25 protein-coding genes and 1 pseudogene are annotated in these 21242 nt (G+C 69.8%); 17 read left to right on the top strand and 9 right to left on the bottom strand.

Annotated elements, in window-relative coordinates:
• Window positions 1-103: 103 nt before the first annotated feature.
• The 4 genes from PY257_RS09490 (at window position 104) to PY257_RS09475 (ending at window position 2966) form a co-directional block, all read left to right on the top strand.
• Window positions 104-955, top strand: a complete 852-nt coding sequence (locus PY257_RS09490; RefSeq protein ID WP_275741131.1) for a SirB1 family protein — start codon at window positions 104-106, stop codon at window positions 953-955.
• 45 nt (window positions 956-1000) lie between these two features.
• Window positions 1001-1186, top strand: coding sequence for a hypothetical protein (locus PY257_RS09485; protein ID WP_275741130.1), 186 nt, complete (start codon window positions 1001-1003; stop codon window positions 1184-1186).
• Entirely contained in the window at window positions 1176-2372 is a 1197-nt protein-coding gene (locus PY257_RS09480; RefSeq protein WP_275741129.1) for an AAA family ATPase, read from the top strand. The genes PY257_RS09485 and PY257_RS09480 overlap by 11 nt, the downstream gene beginning before the upstream one ends.
• A gap of 333 nt (window positions 2373-2705) precedes the next feature.
• Window positions 2706-2966, top strand: a complete 261-nt coding sequence (locus PY257_RS09475) for a hypothetical protein (RefSeq protein ID WP_275741128.1) — start codon at window positions 2706-2708, stop codon at window positions 2964-2966.
• 85 nt (window positions 2967-3051) lie between these two features.
• Here PY257_RS09475 and PY257_RS09470 read toward each other — a convergent pair whose 3' ends face one another.
• From PY257_RS09470 to purM, 5 genes are all read right to left on the bottom strand, one after another.
• Window positions 3052-4074 carry a GlxA family transcriptional regulator gene (locus PY257_RS09470; RefSeq protein ID WP_275741127.1) on the bottom strand — a complete coding sequence of 341 codons (1023 nt, stop codon included), beginning with the start codon at window positions 4072-4074 and terminating at the stop codon, window positions 3052-3054.
• Window positions 4065-4373 carry a DUF1272 domain-containing protein gene (locus PY257_RS09465; protein WP_275741126.1) on the bottom strand — a complete coding sequence of 103 codons (309 nt, stop codon included), beginning with the start codon at window positions 4371-4373 and terminating at the stop codon, window positions 4065-4067. Before PY257_RS09465 ends, PY257_RS09470 begins: the two co-directional genes overlap by 10 nt.
• Window positions 4374-4389: 16 nt before the next feature.
• Window positions 4390-4950 (bottom strand): isochorismatase family protein, encoded by a 561-nt coding sequence (locus PY257_RS09460; protein WP_275741125.1) that lies wholly within the window; start codon window positions 4948-4950, stop codon window positions 4390-4392.
• Between the two features lie 120 nt (window positions 4951-5070).
• Window positions 5071-6093 (bottom strand): AI-2E family transporter, encoded by a 1023-nt coding sequence (locus PY257_RS09455; protein ID WP_275741124.1) that lies wholly within the window; start codon window positions 6091-6093, stop codon window positions 5071-5073.
• Window positions 6090-7136, bottom strand: a complete 1047-nt coding sequence (gene purM / locus PY257_RS09450) for a phosphoribosylformylglycinamidine cyclo-ligase (protein WP_275741123.1) — start codon at window positions 7134-7136, stop codon at window positions 6090-6092. Before purM ends, PY257_RS09455 begins: the two co-directional genes overlap by 4 nt.
• Window positions 7137-7307: 171 nt before the next feature.
• Between purM and hda the strand changes: the two genes are divergently transcribed.
• From hda to PY257_RS09420, 6 genes are all read left to right on the top strand, one after another.
• Window positions 7308-7994 carry a DnaA regulatory inactivator Hda gene (gene hda, locus PY257_RS09445; RefSeq protein ID WP_275741122.1) on the top strand — a complete coding sequence of 229 codons (687 nt, stop codon included), beginning with the start codon at window positions 7308-7310 and terminating at the stop codon, window positions 7992-7994.
• 66 nt (window positions 7995-8060) lie between these two features.
• Window positions 8061-9137, top strand: a complete 1077-nt coding sequence (locus tag PY257_RS09440) for a nucleotidyltransferase domain-containing protein (protein ID WP_275741121.1) — start codon at window positions 8061-8063, stop codon at window positions 9135-9137.
• Window positions 9134-9820, top strand: a complete 687-nt coding sequence (locus tag PY257_RS09435) for a histidinol-phosphatase (RefSeq protein WP_275741120.1) — start codon at window positions 9134-9136, stop codon at window positions 9818-9820. Before PY257_RS09440 ends, PY257_RS09435 begins: the two co-directional genes overlap by 4 nt.
• A complete protein-coding gene (pcnB, locus tag PY257_RS09430; RefSeq protein ID WP_275741119.1) occupies window positions 9817-11424 on the top strand; it encodes a polynucleotide adenylyltransferase PcnB in 1608 nt (535 codons plus the stop codon). The genes PY257_RS09435 and pcnB overlap by 4 nt, the downstream gene beginning before the upstream one ends.
• Before the next feature lie 10 nt (window positions 11425-11434).
• Entirely contained in the window at window positions 11435-11914 is a 480-nt protein-coding gene (gene folK / locus PY257_RS09425) for a 2-amino-4-hydroxy-6-hydroxymethyldihydropteridine diphosphokinase (protein WP_275741118.1), read from the top strand.
• 440 nt (window positions 11915-12354) lie between these two features.
• On the top strand, window positions 12355-12522 hold the full coding sequence (locus PY257_RS09420) for a hypothetical protein (RefSeq protein ID WP_275741117.1): 168 nt from the start codon (window positions 12355-12357) through the stop codon (window positions 12520-12522).
• 90 nt (window positions 12523-12612) lie between these two features.
• Here the strand turns inward: PY257_RS09420 and PY257_RS09415 are convergent, their stop codons facing one another.
• Window positions 12613-13575: a Bug family tripartite tricarboxylate transporter substrate binding protein gene (locus PY257_RS09415; RefSeq protein ID WP_275741116.1), complete on the bottom strand. Its 963-nt coding sequence runs from the start codon at window positions 13573-13575 to the stop codon at window positions 12613-12615.
• Window positions 13576-13647: 72 nt separating this feature from the next.
• Between PY257_RS09415 and PY257_RS09410 the strand changes: the two genes are divergently transcribed.
• From PY257_RS09410 to arsB, 5 genes and pseudogenes are all read left to right on the top strand, one after another.
• Window positions 13648-13977: an ArsR/SmtB family transcription factor gene (locus PY257_RS09410; RefSeq protein ID WP_275741115.1), complete on the top strand. Its 330-nt coding sequence runs from the start codon at window positions 13648-13650 to the stop codon at window positions 13975-13977.
• Window positions 13978-14008: 31 nt separating this feature from the next.
• Window positions 14009-14485, top strand: coding sequence for an ArsI/CadI family heavy metal resistance metalloenzyme (locus PY257_RS09405; protein WP_275741114.1), 477 nt, complete (start codon window positions 14009-14011; stop codon window positions 14483-14485).
• Window positions 14486-14495: 10 nt separating this feature from the next.
• Window positions 14496-14987, top strand: a pseudogene (locus tag PY257_RS09400) (arsenate reductase ArsC); the annotation flags it as partial.
• The gene (locus PY257_RS09395) at window positions 14976-15482 is read left to right on the top strand and encodes an arsenate reductase ArsC (protein WP_275741147.1); all 507 of its coding nucleotides are present in this window, start codon (window positions 14976-14978) and stop codon (window positions 15480-15482) included. The pseudogene PY257_RS09400 and the gene PY257_RS09395, both read left to right, overlap by 12 nt.
• Window positions 15483-15490: 8 nt before the next feature.
• Window positions 15491-16564 (top strand): ACR3 family arsenite efflux transporter, encoded by a 1074-nt coding sequence (gene arsB, locus PY257_RS09390; RefSeq protein WP_275741113.1) that lies wholly within the window; start codon window positions 15491-15493, stop codon window positions 16562-16564.
• 95 nt (window positions 16565-16659) lie between these two features.
• Here the strand turns inward: arsB and PY257_RS09385 are convergent, their stop codons facing one another.
• Complete coding sequence (locus tag PY257_RS09385) at window positions 16660-17721, bottom strand: CDP-6-deoxy-delta-3,4-glucoseen reductase (RefSeq protein WP_275741112.1); 1062 nt, start codon at window positions 17719-17721, stop codon at window positions 16660-16662.
• A gap of 48 nt (window positions 17722-17769) precedes the next feature.
• On the opposite strand from PY257_RS09385, the gene PY257_RS09380 reads away from it, so the two are divergent.
• Both PY257_RS09380 and PY257_RS09375 read left to right on the top strand, forming a co-directional pair.
• Window positions 17770-18711, top strand: coding sequence for an NAD-dependent epimerase/dehydratase family protein (locus tag PY257_RS09380; RefSeq protein ID WP_275741146.1), 942 nt, complete (start codon window positions 17770-17772; stop codon window positions 18709-18711).
• A 208-nt stretch (window positions 18712-18919) separates the two neighbouring features.
• Window positions 18920-19153 carry a hypothetical protein gene (locus tag PY257_RS09375; protein WP_275741111.1) on the top strand — a complete coding sequence of 78 codons (234 nt, stop codon included), beginning with the start codon at window positions 18920-18922 and terminating at the stop codon, window positions 19151-19153.
• Between the two features lie 110 nt (window positions 19154-19263).
• On the opposite strand, the gene PY257_RS09370 is transcribed toward PY257_RS09375, so the two are convergent.
• Both PY257_RS09370 and PY257_RS09365 read right to left on the bottom strand, forming a co-directional pair.
• Window positions 19264-20004 (bottom strand): LytR/AlgR family response regulator transcription factor, encoded by a 741-nt coding sequence (locus tag PY257_RS09370; protein ID WP_275741110.1) that lies wholly within the window; start codon window positions 20002-20004, stop codon window positions 19264-19266.
• Between the two features lie 168 nt (window positions 20005-20172).
• Window positions 20173-21222, bottom strand: coding sequence for a sensor histidine kinase (locus PY257_RS09365; protein ID WP_275741109.1), 1050 nt, complete (start codon window positions 21220-21222; stop codon window positions 20173-20175).
• Window positions 21223-21242: the final 20 nt, after the last annotated feature.

Here is a 21242-nt window from a genome sequence, read left to right as displayed (position 1 = left end):
GAGCTGGCAGAACTGCGCCGCCGGCAAAGCCCGCAGGGCGATGCCGGCGCGCCGCGAGCATGGTATTTGGCGGCCAGCGGCCTTTTGCGGTACAAATCGACGCATGCAGTTCAGCTACCCTGCGCCCTCGCCGCTGGCCTACTTCGACGCGCTGGTCCGCAGCGAGGAGTACTTTCCACTGCTCGAAGCCGCCGCCAGCCTGGCGCAGGACGAATACCCGGACCTCGATCTCCAGCAGGTGCTGGGCGACGTGGACCAGTTGCAGGCGCGCCTGCACCGCCGCGTGGCCGCCGATGCCCCGGCCCTGCAGCGCCTGCGCGCGCTCAACCAGTTCTTCTTCCTCGACATGGGGTTCGGCGGCAACGTCAACGACTACTACGACCCCGACAACAGCTACCTCAGCGTGGTGCTGCGCACGCGCCGCGGCATTCCGATCTCGCTGGCGGTGCTGTGGCTCGAACTGGCGCAGGGCCTGGGGCTGCGGGCATGCGGCGTGGGCTTCCCGGGCCATTTCATGGTGAAGGTGGACCTGCCGCGCGGGCAGGTGGTGATCGACCCGTTCAACGGCCGCTCGCTGAGCCGCGAGGAACTCGCCGAGCGGCTGGAGCCCTACACGCGCCGCGCGCGGCCAGCCGACGATTTCCATGTGCCGCTGGGCCTGTACCTGCAGGCCGCCACGCCGCGCGAGACCGTCGCGCGCATGCTGCGCAACCTGAAGGAGATCCACCGCGCGCAGCAGGACTGGGCCCGCCTGGTGGCGGTGCAGGACCGCCTGATCGTGCTGCTGCCCGAGGCCTGGAGCGAGTACCGCGACCGCGGCCTGGCGCAGGCCGAGCAGGGCCACCGCAGCGCCGCGGTGACGGACCTCGAAGCCTACCTGGAGCATGCGGCGGAAGGCGCGGACATCGCCGCCATCGCCGAGCGGGTGGCGGCGCTGCGGCGCAACGGGGGCTGACCCGCTTCTAGAATGCTTGGCGATAGCGCCATCAGGCGTCGCCTGATGCCTAAAGACACCATTCGGCAATACGACTACCGGACCAGGCGTCCCGTCTTCTGCCAGATCGAGGTCGCGGAGACCGTTATCTGGCTGACTGAGGCGGCACCTCGGCTCGGCAAGATGGGGGCAACAGGCGTTCAGCGCCATGATTCAGCAAACGCTGTCGAAGGAATAACCCATGCAAATTGAATCCATTGCCATCAAGAACTATCGGCTGTTCCGCGATGCAATGCTGGAAAACGTTCCGCGCCTGTGCGTGCTGGTCGGTGCCAACGGCACCGGTAAATCCACATTGTTCGACATATTCTCTTTTCTCAAGGATGCTCTGTCGATGAACGTGGGCAAGGCACTGGCCAAGCGCGGCGGCTACCGCGAAGTGGCGAGCCGGGGCTTTGCGCATGAACCCATCGAGATCACGCTGCAGTTCCGCCTGGAGATCACCGGCCGCGAGCGGCTGGTGACCTATGTTCTCAAGATCGCTCCAGGCAAGGACGGTAAGCCGCTGGTCGAGCGCGAAGTGTTGCGCTACAAGCGCGGTGCCTACGGCGCGCCGTTCCGCTTCCTCGATTTCTCGGCGGGCAAGGGCTATGCCATCACCAATGAGGAAGATTTCTCCAGGCCCGACGAAGAACTGGCCCGCGAAGAGCAGGAACTTGATGCGCCCGACATCCTCGCCATCAAGGGCCTGGGCCAGTTCGAGCGCTTCAAGGCCGCCAGTGCCTTTCGGCTGATGATCGAGAACTGGCACATTTCCGACTTCCACGTCTCCGAGGCCCGTCCTAGCCAGGAAGACGGCTTTGCCGAACACCTCTCGACCCGTGGCGACAACCTGTCGCTGGTCGCCAACTACCTGTTTGAGCACCATCGTGACCGCTTCGACCGCGTACTCCATGCCATGCGGCGTCGTGTGCCGGGTGTATCGGTGGTAGAGCCCAAGCAAACAGAGGATGGGCGTCTGGTGCTGGGTTTCCAGGACGGCAGCTTCAAGGACCCCTTCATCGCCCGCTACGTCTCGGACGGCACGATCAAGATGTTCGCCTACCTCGTGCTGCTCAACGATCCCAAGCCTTACCCACTGCTGGCAGTCGAAGAGCCCGAGAACCAGCTCTACCCCGAACTGCTGCTCGAGTTGGCTGAGGAGTTCCGCGACTATGCCGAGCGTGGCGGCCAAGTCTTCATCTCCACGCATTCGCCCGATTTTCTGAACGCGCTGACGCTCGATGAAATTTACTGCCTGCGCAAGGATCAGGGGTTCACCGCCATCACACGCGCCAGCGACTCCGAAAATCTGCGCTCCCTGTTCGACGCGGGCGACCTCCCCGGCTACTTGTGGAAGCAGGGCCTGTTCGAGGGGCTCAACAAGGATGTGTGCTGATGCAGGGGCGCATCGTCTTCCTGCTCGAAGAGTCTTCGATGCGGGCTTTGCTTGACGACTGGCTGCCGCGCCTCTTCCCCGGTTGGGTGGACGGCCAACACTTTCAGTGCGTACCGCATCAAGGCAAAAGTGATCTGGATCGCAGCATCCCGCGCAAGCTGGCAGCGTGGCGCATTCCGGGCGACCGCTTCGTCATCGTGCGCGACAACGACAGCGCCAACTGCATCGACCTGAAGGCTGGATTGCGGACCTTGTGTGAGCAAGCCGGACGCCCGGAGACGCTGATACGCCTACCTAGTCTGCCAAGAACTCGAAAGCTGGTACCTCGGCGATTTGGCGGCCCTGGCCGCGGCCTTCGATACGCCCAGGGCGGATACCCCTGCGCACCGCAAGCGCTTTACCGACCCCGACGACTGGCAAAAGCCCTCTGTGGAAGTCAAACGCCTTGTGCCCGCGTTTCAGAAAAACAGTGGCGCGCGCGCCATGGCCCGACACCTGCGCCCCGTCAGCAACCGTTCACACAGTCTGCGGGTCTTCGTTGCAGGCGTGCGCTGCATGGCGGCCGACATGGGCTATCAAGAAATCACGAACTGACCGATCACTATGGTCGCCACAATCCCCAAGTCCTGCTGGACGTCGGTTTACAGCAGGCGTTCGACAACAGTCGCTTGTTTCGCAATCAGTCCGCCCGCCGCCCCCCGCCCGGCGACCCCGCCAGCCCGAACTGGCGCCACGCCCGCCGCAGTTGCGTATCCGACGCGAACCCCGCCCCCAGCGCCGCCTGCGTGACGTTCGCGCCCGCGGCGAGCGCGGCCTGGGCCATGGCCAGGCGCAGGCCGCGCAGCCACAGCAGCGGCGCGATGCCCGCATGCTCGGCGAAGATGCGTGCCAGGTTGCGCGGCGAGGTGGCGGCCAGCGCCGCCATGCGCGGCACCGTCCAATCGTCCTGCGGGCGCGCGCTCACCGCGTCCTGCACGCGGTGCAGCGCGGCGTGCAGGTGGTCGCGGTGGGCCAGGAAGGGCGAGAGCGCCGGGTCGTGCGGCCCGCGCCGCAGCGCCACCACCATGGTCTGCGCCACGCGCGCGGCCAGCGCGTCGCCGCAGGTCTCGGCGATGCGGTGCAGCATGAGGTCGATGCCCGCGGTCACGCCCGCGCTGCTGTAGACGGGCGGGTCCGCCACGAACACGCGGTTGGCCACCACGTCGCAGCGCGGTTCGGCCTGCTGCAATTCGTCTAGGTGCTCGTGGTGCGTGGTGGCGCGCCGGCCCGCCAGCAGCCCGGCATGCGCGGCCAGCAGCGCGCCGGCGCAGACGGCCACGAGTTCCACGCGCCCGCGCGCCAGCCGCAGGCCGCGCAGCCAGGCCAGCAGCGCCTGCGCCTGGGCGCCGCCCACGTCGATGGTCTGGCCCGGCAGGCCGACCAGCACCACCCACGCGGGCGGGGCGTGCGCCGCGTCCAGCGCGGGCAGCGGCGCCAGCCCCGCGAGCGCGATGCCGAGCGAGCCGGTCGATTGCGGCGCGGGGCCGGCGAACTCGATGGCGAAGCGCTCGGCCTGCCCCATGGCGCGCAGGTGCTGGTTGGCGATGCGCAGCGCCTCGGCGGGGCCGGCCCAGTCGAGCACCAGGCTGCCGTCGAGCAGCACGAAGACGACGCGGATGGCGCCGTGGCTGGGCGCCGCCGCGCCGCCCGCCGTCACCGGCATTCGGGCGCCAGGCCGGCCAGCGCCGCCACCAGCGCCGCATGCGCCGCCAGGTCGGCAGGCCGGTGTTTGACCGTGGTGCTGGCCGGGTAGTGGCCCAGGTCATTGCCGCCGCGCAGGTCGTGTGCGGGGCGGATGGGGCGCGGCGCGAAGCCGCCGCCGCAGTTGGGGCACACGTTGCCCAGCGCGTCCTGCGCGCAGGTGGCGCAGAAGGTGCATTCGAAGCTGCAGATGCGCGCCTCGGTCGAGGCGGGCGGCAGCGCCGCGTTGCAGTGCTCGCAGGTGGGGCGCAGTTCCAGCATGGGGTGTCCTTGCGGTTCAGGCGGAGCGCAGCCGCCGCAGGGCTTCGTCTACGGTGCAGATGGTGGCGAACCGGCCCGCCAGCACGGTGGCGGTGCGGGCCTTGATGGCGGCGGCCAGCGGCGTGCCGTCGGGCTGGGCCATGTCCCAGGTCAGCGTGGCGTCGGGCGCGTAGTCCACCTGCCAGCCCAGGTCGCTGGCGTGGCGCGTGGTGGTCTCGCAGCACTGCTCGGTGCGGATGCCGCTCACGACGATGCGGCCGATGCCGTTGGCGCTCAGCCACACGTCCAGCCCCGTGCCCACCAGCGCGCTGTGGCGGTGCTTGGTGAATTGCGCCGCGGGCGCGAACGCGGCCAGCCCTTCGAGCGGGCGCACATGGCCCGATGCCGGCGCGAACGGGTTGGCGGGTTCCTCGGGGCCGTCGCTGTGCAGCACGCGCACCACGGGTGCGCCGGCTTGCGCGCAGCCCTGGATCAGCGCGTTCTGCGCCTGCAGGTAGGCGGGCAGCGTGTCTTCGCGGAAGTCGGGGCGGTGGCGGAACGACTCTTGCGCGTCGATCACTATGAGACAAGTTTTCATGAAAGAATCCCCCGCAACCGGCTATCGTGCACCGCAGTATTCTTGGGCGGTGGCGGATTTTCAGCCACCCGGAATGCGACGAAAACCGGTCATTTCAGGACAATATCCTCTGGCAGCCTGCTACACCAGCCCGTGCGCCTGCAGCTCCTTCTTGGCGTAGGCGTAGAACAGCGGCGCGGCCACCAGCCCGGCGGGGCCGAACACTGCCTCGGCCACGAACATCACGGCCAGCAGCTCCCACACCGCCATCTGGGTGCGCGCGCCCACCACCTTGGCGTTGATGACGTATTCGGCCTTGTGGATCAGCACCAGGAACGCCAGGCAGGCCAGGGCCGCGGTGGGCGATACCGACAGCCCCACCAGCGTCATCACCGCGTTGCAGACCAGGTTGCCCACGATGGGCACCAGCCCGGCCAGGAAGGTCAGTGTGACCAGCGCGGGCCGGTAGGGCAGGTGGATGTCCGCCAGCGGCAGCGCCAGCAGCAGGAACACGGCGGTCAGGAAGGCGTTGAAGGCGGCGATCCAGAACTGCGCCGCGACGATCTGCCGGAAGGAATCGCCAAACAGCGTGGCGCGCCGGTGCAGTTGCGCGGCCAGCGGCCTGCGCGCGGCGACGGGCGCGGCGGCGGACGCCAGGCTGCCGACCACCAGGCCCACGTAGGCGAACAGCAGGGTGTGCAGCCAGGCCCGGCCCGCCAGCGCCAGCGTGCCGGCCTGGGCGTGCAGGTAGCTGGCGACCATGCGCTGCACGCCCTGGGCGCCTTCGGGCAGGTACGCGGCCAGGTCGGGCGGCAGCTTGTCGCGCAGCTCCAGCACGGTGCGCGCGATGAAGTTCAGCAGCTCGCGGTACTGCTCGGGCGCGTCGAGGATGTAGGTGCGTGACTGCGACAGCCCCAGCGTCAGCAGCGCCAGCGGGCCCAGCAGCACCAGCAGCACCGCCAGCGCGCCGGCCGTGCCGGGGCGCGGGAGCCGCAGGCGCGCCAGCCCGGCGCCGATGGCGCGCGCGAGCCAGCGCGTGGCCAGGAAGCCGATGCACACGCACAGCAGGCCCGACAGCAGGCCCTGCCACATGACCAGCAGCAGCGTCGCGGCGACCAGCAGGTAGCTGGCGAGCGCGCTGCCTCGCAAGGCCGGGGCGTTCAACGCACGACCACCGGCGCAGCGTCGCCGCGCGGCGCGATCACGCCGATGGCGTGGACCGTCTCGCCCTGCGCGCGCAGCGTGGCGGCGACGGCGTCGGCCTGCGCCGCATCCACCACCACCACCATGCCGATGCCGTTGTTGAAGGTGCGGTTCATCTCCGCGTCGTCGATGCCCGCCACCTGCTGCAGCCAGGCGAACAGCTCGGTGCGCGGCCAGCCGCCCTTGCGCAGATGGGCGGCCATGCCCTCGGGCAGCACGCGCGGGATGTTCTCCAGCAGGCCGCCGCCCGTGATGTGGGCCAGCGCCTTGATGCCCGCCGGGTGCGCGGCCAGCGCGGCCAGCACCGGCTTCACATACAGCCGCGTCGGCGCCATGACGGCCTGGCGAAACGGCTGGCCGTCCAGCGCGGCGGGCAGGCTGGCGCCGGCGCGCTCGATCACCTTGCGCACCAGGCTGAAGCCGTTGGAATGCACGCCGTGGCTCGCCAGGCCCAGCACAGCGTCGCCGGGCCGCACGTTCTGGCCGGTGAGGATCATCGACTTTTCCACCGCGCCCACGGCGAAGCCCGCCAGGTCGTATTCGCCGTCGGGGTACATGCCGGGCATCTCGGCCGTCTCGCCGCCGATCAGCGCGCAGCCGCTCAGCTCGCAGCCCCGCGCGATGCCTGCGACCACCGCCGCCGCCGTATCGACGTGCAGCTTGCCGCAGGCGAAGTAGTCGAGGAAGAACAGCGGCTCGGCGCCCTGCACCAGCACGTCGTTGACGCTCATGGCCACCAGGTCGATGCCCACGGTGTCGTGCATGTTCCACTCGAACGCCAGCCGGAGCTTGGTGCCCACGCCGTCGGTGCCGCTGACCAGCACCGGCTCCCGGTAGCGCTTGGGCACCTCGAACAGCGCGCCGAAGCCGCCGATGCCGGCCAGCACGCCTTCGCGCAGGGTCTTTTTGGCCAGCGGCTTGATGCGCTCGACCAGCGCGTCGCCCGCATCGATGTCGACGCCGGCGTCCTTGTACGAAAGGGGAGTGGGGGTGGAGGGGCTCATGGAAGGATGGGCGGGCAGGGGAGCAGACGAAGGGGCAAGGGCGGGCCGCACGCAGCGCGCATGGGCGGGGAATAAAATTGCCGCGATTTTAAGCGGGGCGCCCCGGCGCCCAGCCTCCATGCCATCGACCGTCCGCCCCCGCACCACCCGCCACCGCACGCCGCGCCGCCGATGAAGCAGCTCGCCCTCGACATCGGCCTGGCCCTCGGCCCCACGCTGGAGCGCTTCTTCCCCGGTGCCAACGAGGCCGCGCTGCGGCACCTGCAGCTCTGGGCGGGCCAGGGGCCGCGCTCGCCCGTGCCCACCTACCTCTGGGGCGAGGGCGGCAGCGGCAAGAGCCACCTGCTGCACGCCGTGCGCCAGGCGCTGGCCGAGCGGGGCGCGGCCACTGGCTGGCTCGACCCCTCGGTGCAAAGCCCGCCCGCGTTCGACGAGCGCTGGGCCGCCGTGTTGATGGACGACGTGCACCTCTACGGCACCGAGCAGCAGCACGCCGCCTTCAACTGGTTCGTCAACGCCGTCAGCCCCGCCAGCGGCGCGCCGCGCGGCGTGCTGGCCGCGGGCCTGCTGCCGCCCGCCGACCTGCCGCTGCGGGAAGACCTGCGCACCCGCCTGGGCTGGGGCCACGTGTTCCAGCTCCATGCGCCCGACGAACCCGCGCGCCGCGCCGTGCTGCGCCAGGCCGCCGACGCGCGCGGCGTCTTCCTCTCTGACGAGGTGATGGACTTCATGCTCACCCGCTTCTCGCGCGACCTCGGCAGCCTGATGGCGCTGCTCGAACGGCTGGACGCCTATGCGCTGCAAATGCAGCGCGCCGTCACCATTCCGCTGCTCAAGGCCATGCTCGAATCCGAATGAGGCACAGGGGCTGGCAGGGCGCGAGGGTTATACAACAAAATTAAAATTGTTGTATAGTCCACCGCGATGCCTGCCTTGTTCTCGGAGCTGCCCCTTTCCGCCCAGACCGCCTACGCCCAGTTGCGCGACGTTGCCACCGCCGTCGGGCTGGAGCGCAGCATCACCCACCTGCACGGCAGTTTCTCGAAGAAAACCGTCAAGGGCACGGCGTATTGGTACTTTGCCTTCCGCGACATCGACGGCCAGGTGCGGCAACTCTACGTGGGGCCTGATAGCGACGCCGTGCGCGCCGCGGTCGAGCAGGCGCGCGGCAGTCCCGCGCGGCCCGATGCGACCCTGGTCCCGCTGGCCAAGTCCGCCGTGGCACTGGGCTGCGCGGGGGCCTTGCCCAAGCACCTGCGGGCGGTGCGTCGGCTGGCCGAATACGGCTTTTTTCGCGCGGGGGGGGTGCTGATTGGCACCCACGCCTTCATCGCCATCGGCAACATGCTGGGCCTGCGCTGGCGCGCGGCGGACCGCACCACCGACGTGGATTTCGCCCATGCGGGCAAGAACATCTCGGTCGCGCTGCCCGCCAACGTGCAGATCGACGTGCATGGCGCGCTGGCCAGTTTCGAGCAGGGCTTCATTCCGCTGGTACAACTGGGCGGCGACGCGGGCGCGTCATACCGGCGCAGCGGCGACGCGGAGTTCCAGCTCGACTTCCTCACTTCGCCGCGCCTCACCGACGGCGGCAGTGACATCGACAAGCCGGTGCGCATTTCCAACCTCAACGTGGCCTTGCAGCCGCTGCGTTTCATGGAGTTCTCGCTGGAGCAGGTGGAGCCGGCCGTGCTGATGGACCGCAACGGCGCCAGCGCGATGGTGACGGTGCCCGCCCCGGCGCGCTACGCGGTGCACAAGCTGCTGGTGGTGGGCGAGCGCGCCGGCGCCCTGCGCACCAAGGCCCACAAGGACGTGCAGCAGGCCGCTGCGCTGATCGAACATATGCTGCAAGCCCAGCCCGACGCGCTGCACGCCGCCTGGCAAGACGCGCTGGCCCGGGGCCCTGACTGGCGTCGGCGCGCCGAAGAAGGGCGCGCGGCCCTGCAGCGCGCGTTTCCCGCCATCGCCGCGCAATGGACAACCCTGGCAACCGCATGAAGACCACCAGACTCGCCCTGTTCGACCTCGACCACACGCTGCTGCCGCTGGACTCCGACTACGCCTGGGGCCAGTACACCACGCGCATCGGCTGGAGCGACGCGGGCGAGTTCGCGCGCCGCAACGACGAGTTCTTCGCCCACTACCAGGCCGGCACGCTCGACATCCACGACTACGTGCGCTTCGCCACCGAAGCCGTGCGCCGGCGCGGGGCCGATGCCGCCGCGCGGGCGCACGAGGGCTTCATGCGCGAGGTGATCGCCCCGGCCATCCACCCGCAGGCGCGCGCGCTGCTGCGCCGCCACAGGGACGCGGGCGACCGCGTGGTCATCATCACCGCCACCAACGAATTCGTCACCGCGCCCATCGCGCAGGCACTGGGCGTGGACGAACTCATCGCCGTGCGGCTGGCGCGCGGCGCCGACGGCTGGATCACCGGCGAGATCGACGGCACGCCCTCGATGCGCGAGGGCAAGGTCGCCCGCATGCGCGAATGGCTGGCCGCCCGCGGCCTGGACTGGGACGCGGTGGACAGCACCTTCTATTCCGACTCGACCAATGACCTGCCGCTGCTGGAAACGGTGGACCACCCCGTCGCCACCAACCCCGACGCGCGCCTGCGCGCCATCGCCGCCGAGCGCGGCTGGCCCATACTGGAGCTGTTTGCCCAAGAACAACCATGATCAAGCAATTCATCGACAAGCTGCTCGGCAAGACCGGCGCGGCAGGCCCCCTCAAGCTCAAGAAGCCCACTTTCGGCAAGCGCGTGGAAGTACCGCAGTCCGTGCACGGCATCGACCCCACGCTGGTGGACCGGCGCGCCGTCGACGTGGTGCGCACGCTGAAGGAGGCGGGCCATGAAGCCTACATCGTCGGCGGCGCCGTGCGCGACCTGCTGCTGGGCCTGCACCCGAAGGACTTCGACGTGGCCACCAACGCCACGCCCGAGCAGGTCAAGGCGCTGTTCCGCCGCGCCTTCATCATCGGCAAGCGCTTTCGCATCGTGCACGTGGTGTACGGGCGGGGGCGCGAGCATGAGGTGATCGAAGTCTCCACCTTCCGTGCCTACCTCGACAACGCCGCCGCCGAGCAGGTGGCCGGCAACGAGCGCACCAGCAAGAGCGCGCTGGCGGGCATGAAGCACGCGGTGGATGCATCGGGCCGCGTGCTGCGCGACAACGTCTGGGGCCCGCAGGAGGAAGACGCCGTGCGCCGCGACTTCACCATCAACGCCATGTACTACGACCCCGAGCGCCAGATCGTGGTCGACTACCACGGCGGCATCAAGGACGCGCAGAAGAAGACCCTGCGCATGATCGGCGACCCCGCCACGCGCTACCGCGAGGACCCGGTGCGCATCATCCGCGCCGTGCGCTTCGCGGCCAAGCTCAGCGCCGTGGGCTTCGCGCTCGACCCCAAGACCGCCGCGCCGCTGGTGCAGTCGCAGGCCCTGCTGGCCGACGTGCCGCAGAGCCGCCTGTTCGACGAGATGCTCAAGCTGCTGCAGACCGGCCACGCCATCGCCACCATCGCGCAGTTGCGCAAGCTGGGCCTGGCGCACGGCATCTACCCGCTGCTCGATGTGGTGGTCGAGCGCGCCGACGCTGCCTTCGTGCATGCCGCGCTGGCCGACACCGACCGCCGCGTGGCCGAGAGCAAGGCCGTGGCCCCGAGCTTCCTGCTCGCCTGCGTGCTCTGGTCGGACGTGCACGACGGCTGGAACCAGCGCCTGGCGCAGGGCCAGCACACCATCCCCGCGCTGCACGAGGCCATCGACAGCGTGTTCGACGCGCGCATCGGCGACGTTTCCGGGCGCGGCAAGCTGGCCGCCGACATGCGCGAGATCTGGGTCATGCAGCCGCGCTTCGACAAGCGTGCCGGCAGCACGCCGCACGGACTGGTGCAGCAGCCGCGCTTTCGCGCCGGCTTCGACTTCCTGCGCCTGCGCGCCGACGTGGGCGAGGTGGAGGAATCCCTGGCCGCCTGGTGGCAGGACTTCCAGGAGGCCGACGACGCGCGCCGCGAAGACCTGATCGCCCAGGCCCGCGAGGAGCAGCAGCAGAAGCCCCGCCAGCAGCGCCTCGCCCCCGGGCCGCGCGTGCATGCCAGGCCGCGCGCCGCGGGCTCCGAGAACGCGCAGGAGGACATTGCAGCCGCTGGCGACGATGACGACGGCGCGCCGCCGCCCACCCTGGGCGACGCCCCGGCCAGGAAGCGCCGCCGCCGGCGCAAGCCCGCCGGCGCCCGTGCCGGCACGCCGCCCGCGCCGGGCGACGCCGACGCCTGAGCGCAGGCCCATGGCCGCCATCGCCGCCATCGCTGCCATCGGGCTGGGCGCCAACCTGGGCGATGCGGCGGCCACCTTGCGGCGCGCCGCCGCGGCCATCGCCGCGCTGCCGGGCACCGCGCTGCGGGCCCGCTCGTCGCTCTACCGCAGCGCGCCGGTCGATGCCGCGGGGCCGGACTACCTGAACGCCGTGGTGCAGGCGGCCACCATCCTCGCACCGCTGGAACTGCTGCGCGCCCTGCAGGCCATCGAGCAGGCCGAGGGCCGCCAGCGCCCCTACCGCAACGCGCCGCGCACGCTGGACCTGGACATCCTGTGCTTCGAGGGCGTGTGCAGCGCCGACCCGCAGCTCACCTTGCCGCACCCGCGCCTGCACGAGCGGGCCTTCGCGCTGCTGCCGCTGGCCGAGATCGCGCCGGGCCTGGTCGATGCCGCCGCGCTCGCGGCGGTGCGCAGCCAGCGCATCGAGCGGTTGCCCGATGCCTGGTGATTGCTATTGAAAAAATAGCTGCCAGCGCTTGATATACAAGCGCTGGAGCAAGATTTCACTTGAACCTGGAAACGGCAGTTGGCCGCTTCGTATCCCTTGCCAGGCCGCATGAAATCGAGCGTTGACGGCTTCGATCGCGTTCACCTCGTGGGTGAGAGCGCTATGCACCTGCCAGCACCGCGCTCGGCGCGCCATGCGGCGTTGCTCCTCCTTGCGGGCAGTAGCCCGCCGCGTCGTCGCGTCTTGCCTGGCACCCCGATCACGGCACCGGCAGGCGCATCCAACTGCCGTTTCCAGGATGATCAATGCTTGACGGCTTCGATGGCGTTCACCTCGTGGCTGAGAGCGCTATGCAACTGCCGTTTCCAGGTTCAACGCCGCCATGCGGCAAAAGGCGCGGTTTCATGTGCTGCTTAGCGTTGAACACTGCACTATTGATCATGCTGGGCTTCGTGCTCGGGCCGATGGTGGAGGAGAACTTCCGCCGCGCGCTGCCGCCCTCGTGCCTGCGCGGCAGGAAGCGAGGGCGCCCACGGGCTTCCGTGGCCGAGGAGGTGATGGTGGAGGGTGGGCGCATGCCGCAGGAGCGCGTCAACGAAGCGCTCTGACGCGAAGAGAAAAAGCCCCCCGGCATGGCGCCGGGCCCGGGACCCCGCCCCGCACGCGCTGTGCCCGTGTGGGGCGTTTTGTTTTGTGGGCTACTCGACTTTCGCGCCCGACGCCTTCACCACCTTCTCGTACTTGGCGAGCTCGGCCTTGATGAAGGCGCCGAACTGCTCGGGCGTGGTGGGCACGGGCTCGGCCATCATGCTGGCGAAGCGCGTCCTGGTCTCCGGCGTGCCGAGCGCGGCGACGAAGCCCTGGTTCAGGTGCGCCACCACGTCGCGCGGCGTGCCCGCCGGCGCCACCAGGCCCCACCAGGTGTCGATCGCAAAGCCCTTGAGCGTATCGGCCACCGGCGGCACGCCCGGCAGCGCGGGGCTGGCCTGCAGCGAAGTGACGGCCAGCGCCCGGAGCTTGCCCGAGCGGATGTTGGGCGCGGCGGTGGCGAGGTTGTCGAAATTGAAGTCCACCTGCCCCGACAGCAGCGCGAGCTGCGCCGGGTTGCCGCCGTTGTACGGAATGTGCAGGGCGTAGATGCCGGCCTGCTGCTTGAACATTTCGCCGGCCAGGTGCCCCGCGCTGCCGGTGCCACCGCTGCCGTAGTTGAGCTTGGCGGGGTTCTTCCGGGCGTAGGCGATCAGGTCGGCCAGCGTGTGGATGGACAGGCGCTGGGCGACTTCGGCGTTTACCACCAGCACGTTGGGTACGCGCACCATCTGCGTGATGGGGGCGAAGTCCTTGATGGGGTCGTAGGGCAGGCTCTTGAACAGCCAGGGGTTCACCGCGTGCGTGGCCGTGGCCGCCAGGCCGATGGTCAGGCCGTCGGCGGGCGCCTTGGCGATCATGTCCACGCCGATGTTGCCGCCCGCGCCGGGCTTGTTGTCCACGATGATGGTGCCCAGGTCGCCGCGCGCGGCCTCGGCCAGCGCGCGCGAAGTGATGTCCAGCGGGCCGCCCGGCGCATAGGGCACGATGAGGCGGATCACACGGGACGATTGGCCGAAGGCGGCGGTGGCGGCGCCGGCAGTGGCGCCCAGAAGAATGTGGCGGCGTTTCATGAGGGTGGATTGTCCTACATCGGCATTCAGGCTTTTCTTTCCATGATTCAATGAATGTTGTATCATTGAACCATGGATGAAGATCAGGCCGTTTCCTCCCTCGCCGCGCTGGCCCATGCCCAGCGGCTGCGCGTGTTTCGCGCGCTGGTGGTGGCCGGCCCGTCCGGGCTGGTGCCCAGCGTGCTGGCCGGCCTGCTGGGCGTGGCGCGCAACGCGCTGTCGTTCCACCTGAAGGAGTTGGCGCACGCCGGCTTGGTCAGCGTGGAGCCGCAGGGCCGCAACCTCATCTACCGCGCCGACTTCGTGCGCATGAACGCCCTGCTGGGCTACCTGACCGAGCACTGCTGCGAGGGCGGGGCCTGCGATCTCACCGCAGGCGCCAGCGCCTGCACCCATTGTTGACCTCCTGCAACCAACTCCCACAAGGATCGCCATGAAACGCTTTCACGTCCACCTGCACGTCGATGATCTGGCCCGGAGCATCGCCTTCTACTCCCGGTTGTTTGCCGCCCAGCCGGCCCGCGTCGAGGCCGACTATGCAAAGTGGATGCTGGAAGACCCGCGCGTCAACTTCGCCATCTCCACGCGCGGCCACGCCAGCGGCCTGGACCACCTGGGCATCCAGGCCGAGGACGAGGCCGAACTGGCGGAATTGAAGGCCCGCGCCCAGGCCGCGGACAGCGCCTTGCTAGACGAGGGCGAAACGGTGTGCTGCTATGCGCGCAGCGAGAAGCACTGGGTCACCGACCCGCAGGGCGTGGCCTGGGAGCACTACCGCACGATGGGCGCCGCGGAGGTGTTTGGCGCATCGCGTGCGGCCGGCTCCGAACCCGCCAGCGCATGCTGCACGGGTGCGGCGCCGCGCGGCAAGCCGGTCGCCGTGGCCGTCACGACCACTTCTTGCTGCTGAGGAGGCTCCCATGTCGGACAAGAAACTCAACGTCCTGTTCATCTGCACGGGCAATTCCGCGCGTTCGATCCTCGCCGAAGGACTCATGAACCATCTGGGGGGCGGGCGCTTCCAGGCATATTCGGCGGGCAGCCACCCCAAGGGCGCCGTGCACCCGCTTGCCATCGAGACTCTGCATACGCTGCATGTCGGCGGCTCCGGGTTCCGCAGCAAGAGCTGGGACGAGTTCAGCCAGGACGGGCAGCCGGTGATGGATTTCGTCATCACGGTGTGCGACAAGGCCGCCGGCGAGGTCTGCCCCGTCTGGCCGGGCCAGCCGATCACGGCGCACTGGGGCCTGCCGGACCCTGCCGCCGTCGAGGGCAGCGAGGAGGTCAGGAAGCGCGCCTTCATGGGCACGGCCCTGGCGCTCAAGCGCCGCCTGGAGCTGATGCTCGAACTACCGTTGGAAAAGCTCGACCGCCTGGCGATCCAGAAGCAGGTGCGCGAGATTGGGACGCAGGCATCGACCCAGGTGCTGATTCTGTGCACCCACAATTCGGCGCGCAGCGTGCTGGCCGAGGCGATGCTCAACCAACTCGCGCGGGTGATGGGCAAGGATGTCCGGGCCCACAGCGCCGGCAGCGCGCCCAGCGGGCGGATCAGCCCGTTCGCCCTGCAGGTGCTCGCCGACGCGGGCATAGCCACCAGCGGCCTGCGCAGCAAGAGCTGGGACGAGTTCGTGGGTCCGGACAAGCCCGCCATGCGCATCGTCATCACGGTGTGCGACAGCGCGGCGCAGGAGGTCTGCCCCCACTGGCCGGGCAGCCCGGTCAAGGTGCATTGGGGCTATCCCGATCCGTCGAACGCACCCGGCAGCGACGAGGACCGGCGCATCGCCTTCGAGCTGACGCGGCAGGCCATGGCCTACCGCATGATGCAACTGCTGATGCTGCCGCTGGAGACGATGTCCAACGCCGATCTGCAGACCACGCTGGACATCATTTCCAGGAGCTGACGCCCGCCATGGCCGCTGCCACCCCTCTTCCTGCCCCGACGGCACCGGTGCCCGCCCTCGGCTTCTTCGAGCGCTACCTGAGTGTCTGGGTCGTTCTGTGCATCGTCGCCGGCATCGGGCTCGGGCAGCTCGCGCCGAGCCTGTTCCAGGCCGTTGGCCGCATGGAGATCGCCCGGGTCAACCTGCCGGTCGGCCTGCTGATCTGGGTGATGGTGATCCCGATGCTGCTCAAGGTGGACTTCGGCGCATTGGGCGAGGTGCGCCGGCACTGGCGCGGCATCGGCGTGACGCTGTTCGTCAACTGGGCGGTCAAGCCGTTCTCGATGGCGCTGCTGGGCTGGCTGTTCATCCGCCATCTGTTTGCCGCCTGGCTGCCGGCGGACCAACTGGACAGCTACGTCGCGGGCCTGATCCTGCTGGCCGCCGCACCCTGCACGGCGATGGTCTTCGTCTGGAGCCGGCTGACCGGCGGCGACCCGGCGTTCACGCTGTCGCAGGTGGCGCTCAACGACACCATCATGGTGTTCGCCTTCGCGCCCCTCGTCGGCCTGCTGCTGGGCTTGTCGTCGATCGTCGTGCCCTGGGCCACGCTGCTGGCCTCGGTGGTGCTGTACATCGTGATCCCAGTCATCATCGCCCAGCTTTGGCGCCGCGCGCTGCTGCGCCGGGGCCAGGCCGCGTTCGACCGCGCGGTGGAGCGCATCGGCCCGCTGTCGATCGCGGCGTTGCTGCTGACGCTGGTGCTGCTGTTCGCCTTCCAGGGCGAGGCCATCCTGCGGCAGCCGCTGGTGATTGCCATGCTGGCGGTGCCGATCCTGCTCCAGGTGCTGTTCAATGCCGGACTCGCGTACTGGCTCAACCGCCGGGTCGGCGAGCAGCACAGCATCGCCTGCCCGTCGGCGCTGATCGGCGCATCCAACTTCTTCGAGCTGGCCGTCGCGGCCGCCATCAGCCTGTTCGGCTTCCATTCGGGCGCGGCGCTGGCCACCGTGGTCGGCGTGCTGGTCGAGGTGCCGGTGATGCTGCTGGTGGTGCGCGTGGTCAACCGCTCGCGCGCCTGGTATGCGGGGGGCGCCGCCTGACCTCGCGCGGCATGGGCAGGCAGGGCTGGATGCTATTGTTTTAGTAGCTGCTACCGCAGGTGGAATAAGCGCTGCGGGCCTTTTTGATACATGAATCAGCCTGCGTGCTTGTCGGCCTCGGTGGTGAAGGCGTCGGCATAGAACTCTTGCGCCGGCAGGCCGCGCTGCTCCGTATAGCTGGCGCGGGCGCAGTCCACGACGATGGGCGCGCCGCAGGCATAGACCTGGTGGCCCGCCAGACTGGCGAAGTCCTCCAGCACGGCCTGGTGCACGTAGCCCGTGCGGCCCGTCCAGCCGTCCTCGGGCAGGGCGTCGGATACCACGGGCACGTAGGCCAGGTTCGGCATGGCGGCGACCTGCTCGCGCACCCAGCCGTCCATGTACAGGTCTTGCGGGCGCCGGCCACCCCAGTAGAGCGTGGCGGGGCGGGTGAGTCCCAGGTGCCGCATGTGCTCGACGATGGCCTTGATCGGCGCAAAGCCCGTGCCCGACGCCAGCAGCACGATGGGCTTGTCCGAATCCTCGCGCAGGTAGAAGCTGCCGAATGGCCCTTCGATGCGCAGGATTTCCTTTTCCTTCATGGCGCCGAACACGTGGTCGGTGAACTTGCCGCCCGGCAGGTGGCGGATGTGCAGTTCCACGCCGGGGTGCTCGGCCTGCGTGTACGGGGCATTGGCCATCGAATAGGCGCGGCGGGCGCCGCCCTGCAAGATGAACTCGACGTACTGCCCTGCGTGGTAGCGCAGCGTGTCGGTGGCAGGCAGCAGCAGGCGCACCAGCATCACATCGGGCGATTTCTTTTCGAGCTGGGCCACGCGCACGGGCATCTTCTTGACTGGGAACGCGCCTTCGTCGGTCACCTGGCGCGATTCGAGCACCACGTCGCTCAGAGGCCGGGCGCAGCAGGTCAGCACGAAGCCGGCGGCTTCCTCCTCCGCGCTCAGGGCCTTGGCCTGGTGTTCGCCGTGCGCCACGGCGCCATCGATCTTCCTGCACTTGCACGAGCCGCAGGCGCCGTCCTTGCAGCCGTAGGGCAGGCCCACACCCTGGCGGATGGCCGCGGCCAGGATGGCCTCGCCGGGGGCAGCGGTGAAGGTGCGGCCGCTGGGCTGGACGGTGATCTGGAACACGGGGGCGGCGGGCGTGGCGCTGGACATCTTTTGGCTATCCTCTGGAATTGTTGTCATGCAAGCGGAGCCGTGATTTTGCCTTCAAACCAAACTCCTCTTGGATCCCTGCCCGCGCGGTTCCGGCGCCCGCGCGTGCTGATCGTGGGCTGTGGCGACGTGGGGCTGCGCGTGGCGCGCGGCCTGCGCGGCGCGCGCGTGCTGGCGCTCACCTCGTCGAAGGAGCGCGTGGCGGCGCTGCGCGCGCGCGGCATCGTGCCGCTGCGCGGCGACCTGGACCGGCCCGCCACCTTGCGGCGCCTGGCCGGCATCGCCACGCACGCCGTGCACCTGGCGCCGCCGCCTGGTGAGGGTCGGCACCCTTGGTGGCGCGACCTGCGCACTGTGGCCCTGCTGCGGGCGCTGCGCATGCGCACGCCGCCCGCGGCGCTAGTCTATGGCTCCACCAGCGGCGTGTACGGCGACTGCGGGGGGGCGCTGGTCAGCGAGGTGCGCACCCCGGCCCCGGCCACGCCGCGCGCCCACCGCCGCGCCGACGCCGAGGCCGCCGTGCGTTTCCTGGGCCGTGCCGGCGTGCGCGCCAGCATCCTGCGCATTCCGGGCATCTATGCGGACGACCGCGCGGGCGGCGCCCGTGTCCGGCTCGAAAAAGGCACGCCGGTGCTGCACGCGGCGGACGATGTGTACACGAGCCACATCCATGCCGACGACCTGGCGCGCGCCTGCGTAGCGGCGCTGTGGCGCGGACGGGCGCAGCGCATCTACAACGTGTGCGACGGCACGCGCATGAAGATGGGCGACTACTTCGACCTGGCCGCCGACCTGTACGGCATGCCGCGCCCGCCGCGCGTGGAGCGCGCCGCGGCGCAACGCGCGCTGCCCATGGCGCTGCTGGGCTTCATGGGCGAATCGCGGCAGCTCGACAACATGCGCATGCGGCGCGAACTGCGCCTGGTGTTGCGCCATCCCCATGTGCGCGACGGGCTCATGGCGGGCGGGTGGCAGGATACTCCCCTATAGGCAGTCTTGCACCGCACTAAATACAATAACTATTTGTACATACTCCCAAGGAGTATATGAATGTGAGATTGGGTAACGCGCCGCCTCTCCTACTGCAAGGTAGGCCGTTGCCTACGCGGGCGCCGGGGTCTGGGGCCTACCGTGAACGCGGTGGCTGGCAAGAACGGCCACCTGTTCCCATCCACTTCACTTCCAAAGGAAATCGACCATGACCCAGAGCCAGAACCAGACGCCCGGCGGCAACCAGCAGCAACCCAACGGCCCCAACCGGCAGAACCAGGCCGGGCGCGAAGGCCAGGACAACAACCGCCAGCAGGACGCGCAGAAGCCGCAGCGTGACCAGCAGGCAGGGCAGGGGGCCCAGAATAACCCTCAGCACCAGCAGAACCAGGACAGCCAGCACCCCAGCCAGGCGGGTGGACGCCGTCCGGGCCAGGCGTAAGCCCGCCAGCCCGCCGGCATCCGACTGACGGGCCAAGGCAACCCGGCCCGCATGCGGGCCGGGCAGGCGCCGCCCCATCGTGGGCGGCGCTTTCGATTGTGGTTGCGGAGTTAGCGCGACAGCGCTTCGCGCACCGCCTGCACCTGGCGCCGCGACACCGGCACGGGCTCGGCCACGCCGAGCAGGCGCACGGCCCAGCCTTCGCCGTCCTCGGCGTCGTAGTGCTTTTCCAGCGCCCGCATCGCATGCCGGGCGACCAGCGCGTTGCGGTGGATGCGCAGGAAGCGCGGCCCGTAGCGGCTTTCCAGTTCGGACAGCGAGCCGTCGAGGATGTAGCTGCGCGCGGCGGTGCGCACGGTGACGTACTTCAGCTCGGCCTTGAAGTACACCACCTCGGCCAGCGGCACGCGCTCGGTGCGGCCGCGGTCGTGGATCACCAGGTGCTCGGCGGCGGCGGCCGGCGCGGGCGCCTTGCGGCGCGCCTTGGCCAGCGCCTGCTGCAGCCGCTCCAGGCGCACGGGCTTTGTCAGGTAGTCCACCGCGTCGATCTCGAACGCCGCCACGGCGTGCTCGGCATGCGCGGTGACGAACACCACTGCGGGCGCCTGCGGCTGTGCATGCAGGGCCTGCGCGAGCTGCAGGCCGTCGGCGCCGGGCATGTGGATGTCGAGCAGCACGAGCTGGAACGGCTGCCCGCGCAGCGCCGCCTCGCGCACGCACGTGACCGCCTCTTGGGCATGCTGCGCCTCGGCGACTTCCAGCGGGCTGGCGCCCGCGTCGGCGCAATCGCCCAGCAGCGTGCGCAGGCGCATGCGGGCCAGGGGTTCGTCATCGACGATGAGGATGTGCATCACACTTTCTCAGTCATCCATTGCGCTATGTGCCACCCGCAGCATATGAGATCAAGCCGTACCGAAGGCCGCGGAGCAGGCCATGCCTGGGATGCCGCAGAACCGGCTCCGCCGGGCCGCTGGCATCGCCCCTTGAGGGGGAAGTGCCAAAGGCGCTTCGGGGGTGTTTCATGCCAGCGGCAGCGCGATGCGCACATGGTACAGGCCGTCGCGCGTGCCGGCGGCGAACTCGCACTGCACGTCGTGCAGCAGGTGCAGCCGGTCGCGCACGTTGCGCAGCGCGATGCCGTGGCCGCGCCGCTGCGCGGTGGCAACGGGCAGGGTGTTGGTGATGTCGACGATGGCCTGGCCATTGCGCACGCGCGTGGCGATGCGCAACTCCGAGCCGGTGGCACTGGGCTCCACGCCGTGCTTGACGGCGTTCTCCACCAGCGGCTGCAGCAGCAGCGGCGGCAGCCGCGCGCCGACGGCGGCGGGGTCGAGCGACCAGTTGACACGCAGGCGCGGGCCAAAGCGCACCTGCTCGATGTCGAGGTAGCGCTGCGCCAGCGCGATCTCCTCGCCCAGCGTGGCGGCGCCGTCCTGCTCCACCAGGGCGTGGCGGAACAGCTCGCTCAGGTCTTCGAGCAGCGCCTCGGCGCGTGCCGGCTCCGCACGCACCAGGGCGATGGCGCTGTTGAGCGTGTTGAACAGGAAGTGCGGGCGGATGCGCGACTGCAGCTCGGCCAGACGCGCGGTGGTGGCCGCGGGCGTGCGCCCGCGCGCACGCATCATCAGCGCGCCCACCAGCGCCGCCGACAGCAGCGCGCCCGCTGCGGCGCTGGCGAACCAGGGCGCGGCGCGCTCGGGCTCCACCAGCGCCAGCATGGCGCAGGCGTACAGCCCCGCCAGCGCGCCCAGCGCCATGCCGCAGACCCACTGCGCACGCTCGGGCAGCCGCGCGAGGATCTTCTTGAGGCTGCAGGCCGCGATCAGCCAGGCCAGCGTGGCGGGCAGGGCGCCACCGGTGAGAAAGGCCACTTGCACCAGCCAGTCCAGCGGCGTGCCGGCGTCGAACAGCGCGCCCGCGCCGAGCACCAGTTCCACGAACAGCACGGCGCGCAGTACCACGCCGGCGTGGCAGGCGTCGAACACCAGCGCCTGCCGCGGCATATCGTGCGCGGGCAGGACGGCATCGGGCGATTCGGGCAAGACCGATAAAATTTCAGGATTCTTCATTGCGGGCAGCCGGCGCAGCC

Origin of the sequence: Curvibacter soli, from assembly GCF_029211125.1 — a bacterium.
Lineage (GTDB): Bacteria > Pseudomonadota > Gammaproteobacteria > Burkholderiales > Burkholderiaceae_C > Curvibacter_A > Curvibacter_A soli.
The sequence above is the reverse complement of the archived record's forward strand: the minus strand, read 5'-3'. Positions and strand labels throughout refer to the sequence as shown.